We start from the raw sequence: 6,172 nt of genomic DNA on the forward strand, positions 1-6,172 counted from the left end.
GATGAAGAAGAAGCTGAGAATAATAACGAAGAAGAATCTACAATACCAGAAGAAGAAACAATAAATACAATGACAGAAAATATAGAGCCAATACCACAAGAAATAAACATGGAAACAACAATAGAAGAACAAATAACCATCTACCAATATGATGACAGAGGACTAATAAAGAAAGTAATAGACCCACTAGGACATAGTGAAAGCTATACCTATGATGAAGCAGGAAACATGATAATCAAGGTAGATAAAGAAGGGAACCAAACAGAATATGTATATGATGAGCTTGATTTAGTAAAACAGATAAACTACAATGATGGAGAAACAGTAATATTTGAATACAACAAGGCAGGAATACTAATAAGAGCTGAAGAAGAAATAGGAGTAACAGAATTTGAATACGATTCCGTAGGAAGACTTACAGAGCATGTAGACCATAGAGGAAACATAACAAGCTATACATGGACAAAAGAAGGATTAAAAGAAAGCATAGAATATCCAGACCAAGGAGAAGTAAGATATAGCTATGACGAAGTAGGAAACCTAGTGAAAGTAACAGATGAACAAGGAAAAACAACACAGTATGTATATGACACAGCAGATAAACTATTAGAAGAAATACTGCCAAATGGAATAAAGACAAAATACACATACAATGAAATGGACAGACTAACAAGCTTAGTACAGACAAATGTAGATGGAACACTCATAGATGAGTACGGATATAAGTACGATGAAGCAGGAAACATACTGGAAAAATCGCAATATGGAGAATATACAAGACAGTACGCATATGATGAGCTAGAAAGAATAACAGAAATCAAAGTAGGAGACAAAATACTTAAATACAACTATGACAGCATAGGAAACAGAAGACAGCAATATGAAATAGCAGGAGAATATATTGGAAATCTACTTGACTATGAATATGACACTGCAAACAGACTACTAAAATTTGATGATGAAAAATACAAATATGATAGAAATGGAAACTTAATAGAAACAAAAAAAGGCAACAAAGTAACAAACAAATATGAATATGATGATAAAAGCAGACTAGTATATGCAAAAAACAAACATGATGATGAACAAACATATAGCTATGACTTTATGGGCAACAGAGTAGAAGTAGAAATGAATATAGAAACAAATGCAGGAGGAAATAGACCAGATCCAAATGACAAGAAAAAAGAAAAGAAAGGAAACAATGGAAAAGGAATAGGAGTAGGAGAAATACCACCTGGACATGCAAAGAGAGAAATAGACGAAAACAATCCAGGCAATGGAGGAAATCCAAAACCAGGATGGGGACATCAATACAACAGAACAAACTACAGAGTAGAATATGCATACGATATAACAAGTCAGTACCAAAATGTACTAATGCAGTACGGAGAGCACTACCAAACACAAAAATATGTATATGGAATAGGAAGAATATCCATAGACTTTATAGAACTAGATGATCATGACAATGGATGGATACCAAAGACCGCCCCAACAAGACTAGAAGAAAGTTACCAAAGACTATACTACCTAGAAGATGAACTAGGAAGCACAAAGAGAATGATATCAGAAGAAGGAAAAGTATCAGTAAGCTACAAATACTATGACTTTGGATCACCAAGTACAACAACCCATTTTGATGTAAACTGGTCAGGTCCAGACAACCTATTTGGATACACTGGCTACGAATGGGATAACATAGCAGAGATGTGGTACGCAAAAGCAAGATACTACAACTCAGACATAGGAAGATTCACAGCACAGGACCCAGTAAAAGGAAGCATAACAGACATACAATCACTAAACCTATATCCATATGTGAAGAATAATCCGCTTAAGTATGTTGATCCGGATGGAAGACAAAATGAATTAATTACAGGCGGTGGTGGTTCTGTTGGAAACAAACCATTGAATAATAAACCAGATTATGTGGGAGAAGATTTGGTAGGTATAGTTGATGGGATAGGTAAACTTGATTACGGAAATGGCTTTGTAACAATTGATGGTATTGATATGCCGATCTATATACCACAGTATGTAAATGGTTCTAATGGTAATTTTGATGGTGATGGATGGAAATTTTTTCGTACTAAAACAGGACATTATAAAGATATTAACTGGGGAATGGCCGTTGGTCAGTTTGGCAGTGCTTATGAAGAAGAAAATGCGGCTATCCGAATTAGCATAAATAATGTGATTTATTTAAATGGGAGTAAAAGTGGTAGAGTTAGTGATTTAGGTTTTCAGACAGCAAAAAGTACAGGTATTGCAGCGAGGGCTATTTTAATTGGAGAAATTTTAAATTCAGTAAGTAATAATATGACTGATTACTGGGTTACGATAAATGTACAAAAAAAAGGTGATTCATATCGAAGTGTTTTACAACTGGAAAGTTCTCGTAATCCAATGACTAGAAATGCTGGATTATCATACTATCATATAGAAGCTGAATATTTGAATGAACCTGGACGAATGTGGTGTACAAGAGATTTGAATAATGAATTAACTGATATGGGTTATGGAGACTATTTGAATGGTTCATGGACTCGTACTAATATTTATAATACAATTGATGAGAACCATAAAAATGATTTGTCGACAGGATATCTAGGATTTAATAGTAGTGGCCAAATGATTTTAACTCCAAAGTTATATGAAGGAGATAAAATGGAAATTGTTCATAACACTGAATTTTTGGGATTTAATACTGGACATGAGGTTGATTATGATTTATCCAATGATTTAAGAAAACCTGTTAATATGAGTGATTTTGGAATAAGTATTGTAAATAGTGCGCTTGATGGTAAAATAATCTTTAACAAATAAAAGGAGATTTATATGAAAAAGAAGCGAAAAACTGATGTGTTCAATAAACAAGTTAATAAACAAAAAGGATGGCAAGACCGTCAACATGACCCAAAATATTATAAAGTGGAAGATATACATCCTGTGTTTACTAACTCTGGTAGGTCAGATATACTTGGATGGGCTATGATTATTACGTCTGTTATTTTTGTAATAATTATGATGCTTGTTTTAAAATCAATTTTTCAAATTAAAGATATAGTACCGATAAGTATACTTGCTATTTTATTTAATGGATTAATGCTTCTACAGTTTATAGATGGTATTAGGTTAATTAAGAGTAGTACGAGTATAGACTCCTTAGCAAGAATAAAGAAAAAGTTAATAATATTTAGTTGTTGTGTAGCAAGTATTGTAGTTCTACTAACTATAATAAATGAGTTTTTTTTAGAAAAGGAGAGCTCGATTAACATTAATGATGTTAAGAGTATAAAGCTTCTAGAAGAAAATAATAAAAATTATTTAATAATTAACAATGGGGAGCTTATGTTGAATTGTAAATTTTCGGATTTTCATGATGTATGGGAGATTATAGTAACTGATGGTAAAGCATCGTTATGGATTAAATACGAATGGAATTTGTTACATCCAGAGAAAGGTAGAATAATAAAAATGCAAGTAATAGAATGAAATGTTAGAACAGAAGCAAGGTGACAGTCACCTTGCTTCTGTAAATATCCATTCGGAACACTTACAAAAAAACACCCATTCGGGACGGTTCTTTTTGGGTGACGTAAATGTCTATAATAATTAAGTTAGGATACAAGCTACATCATTAATGAAAATACGTCAGATTGTTTTGTGCAGTCTGACGTATTTTGCATAAATATAATTTTATTTACCTACAGCTACACATATTACTCAAGCTGTAAAAATTAGTAGAAAAAATGTATAATAAAGAAGGAGAAGAAATCCTACAAAAGAAAGTAGAATATAGATATGATGATAACGGAAACGAAGTAAGAAAAAGAGCAGACTATTGAAAACCAGTGAATAAGTGGTTACAAATATGTAATACAAGCTACTGCTAAAGAATATGATACACCTGCTTATTTTACTAGCAGTAGCTGCAAAAATAGAACTTGGTGGAGGCCAGATGTAAGCATTGCTATTGTAAAAAGCAATAAATGGTATGGAGATACAATAGTGAATAATAATTCTTTAATGGAGGGTTTGATATATGAATATATTAGAGAAGCACTTTAAAAGTGTAATAACCACTGTTTTATACATTGTTGCATTTGTTTTAACAATATTCGGTTATTTATTTACAATTTATGAGTATCCAAGCAAAGGTAATAATATACCTGATATTGTTAGTATGGATTCTGTTATTGCTATTTTGGTATTCACCGCTCTGAGTATATTTGTTTCTCTTGTTGCTCTTTGGATTAAACGAAAAAAAAGAATTGTTCGCTATGTTTTTATAACTTTACTGGTGCTAAATATGTATAAGATTATTCAGATTATAATTCTAAATTATAGTATATGATACTAAGTAGATAATTATTTTCAATAATAGAATAATTGTTAGGAAGGAGCTAATATGAAAAAAGTGTTTTTTTATATGCTTATAGTACTAATTTGTACAACAGGTTGTTTTGAAGGTGCAAAGGCAACTAATAATTGCAAAAGTGATATAATACAAAACTGTCTAAATAAGTATTATGAGTTTTTAAGTGGCGAAATAAGTTTAAGTTCAGATGGTAATGAAAATAGCAAAATTGATATTTATGATATATTTTTCTTAGACGAAAATTATAATAAATATACACTTTTTGATTCTAATCATAATGGCGTTCCAGAATTGCATCTTTCATCAATGAGAGAGTATATAATTCTAGAGTGTGTTAACGACGAATTAGATATAATCTATTCTGGTTCGGGATACGAAACGTTATTGAGTAATGGTGCACTATTATATATTAGAAGCGGTGGAGGTCCTGAACATATTTCTTATGCATATACAAAATTAGATGCCAACAATAATATTATTCAGATTACTTTTACAAAATATAATACAAAAAATGATGAAGAAGATGATGATTTGTATTTGTTTGAGGATGTGGAAGTCTCTAGAAGTGAATTTGATGAAAAAACTAAGAATTACTTAAACATAAATTCGGATATGATAATATGGTCAGATTATTGGACGTTCTTGGTTGAAAAAAATAACTGTAATTGTGATGAAGAAACGAACTGAAACAATAATTTATTTACTATAACAGGATGAATATAAGTGTAAAAACTGAAAACAAAAAATCAACTGAACTGACAATATAACTTAACATATAACTTGTGGAAACGACAAACCCAGTCATTCCATGGGTTTCTTTTATGTGGGTGGGTAAGCTTACCCAGTGCCTTGCAAAACCAATATCCACACCTACATCCACTACACTAGCTAACTAAAGTCAAGTAAAAAAAGTTTAAATTGATACACCCATTCGGGACGTTTCTTTTGGGTGATACGAGAGTCGACAATAATTAAGTTAGGATATAAGCTACATCATTAATAAAAATGACGTCAGATTGTTTCGTGCAGTCTGACGTATTTTGCATGAATATAATCTTATTTACCTACGCTACACATATTACTCAAGCTGTTAAAATTAGCATAAAAAATATATAATAAAGAAGGAGAAGAAATCCTTGAAAAGTCAGTAGAATATATATATGATGCCAACGGAAACGAAATATGGCAAAAAACACAAAAGGAAACACATATAGAAAAGGAATAACAGAAGAAATAAGCTAATATTCTCAAATAATTTTCAATCTATAGATAGTTTGAAAATGCAGCTTGATATAGCTATTAAAATTTCAACAATGATTTACAAATTATAATTGGAGGATAAAATGTATAAAAAGAGTTTAATTTTACTTTTAGTAGCAATTACATTAGTGTTTTTTGTAGGTGAAAAATTTATAAATATAGAAAGTGAAATGAATAAAGATGTAAAAATTAAGGATATTCAAGTTTTTAATAAAATAGATAGTAACAATGTATATATTAAGAAATCGGAAAGTGAATATATGTACAATAAGTACTATTCACCAGATAATAAAAATTTCTTTATTCGTCAGATAGGTGATTTTGCAAATTATTCTAGTGTAGACAATGCTTTATATCTAAATAGAGTAACAAACAATGTTTTTAGTAAAATAGATAGTATTAGAAAAAAACCAGTTATGTGGCTTAACAATTACGAAGTACTAGTGAATGGAATGTATATATATAATATAGAAACGAAAAAAATAGAAGATTATATAATGAAGGATATTTTAGACAATAGTTATGTTA

The 6,172-nt window shown here is 30.5% G+C and carries 5 protein-coding genes; all 5 read left to right on the top strand.

Annotated elements, in window-relative coordinates:
* Positions 1–2,829 (top strand): RHS repeat-associated core domain-containing protein (locus AYC61_RS07465; protein WP_162265449.1); only part of this gene is annotated, 2,829 nt, incomplete at its 5' end.
* Between the two features lie 12 nt (positions 2,830–2,841).
* Positions 2,842–3,498 (top strand): hypothetical protein, encoded by a 657-nt coding sequence (locus tag AYC61_RS07470; RefSeq protein ID WP_066498971.1) that lies wholly within the window; start codon positions 2,842–2,844, stop codon positions 3,496–3,498.
* A 550-nt stretch (positions 3,499–4,048) separates the two neighbouring features.
* Positions 4,049–4,360, top strand: a complete 312-nt coding sequence (locus AYC61_RS07475) for a hypothetical protein (protein WP_066498973.1) — start codon at positions 4,049–4,051, stop codon at positions 4,358–4,360.
* A gap of 54 nt (positions 4,361–4,414) precedes the next feature.
* Complete coding sequence (locus AYC61_RS07480) at positions 4,415–5,071, top strand: hypothetical protein (protein WP_066498982.1); 657 nt, start codon at positions 4,415–4,417, stop codon at positions 5,069–5,071.
* A gap of 656 nt (positions 5,072–5,727) precedes the next feature.
* On the top strand, positions 5,728–6,172 hold a 445-nt coding region (locus tag AYC61_RS07485), incomplete at its 3' end, for a hypothetical protein (RefSeq protein WP_156456382.1).

The sequence above is a fragment of the Abyssisolibacter fermentans genome (genome assembly GCF_001559865.1).
GTDB classification, from domain to species: Bacteria; Bacillota; Clostridia; order Tissierellales; family MCWD3; genus Abyssisolibacter; species Abyssisolibacter fermentans.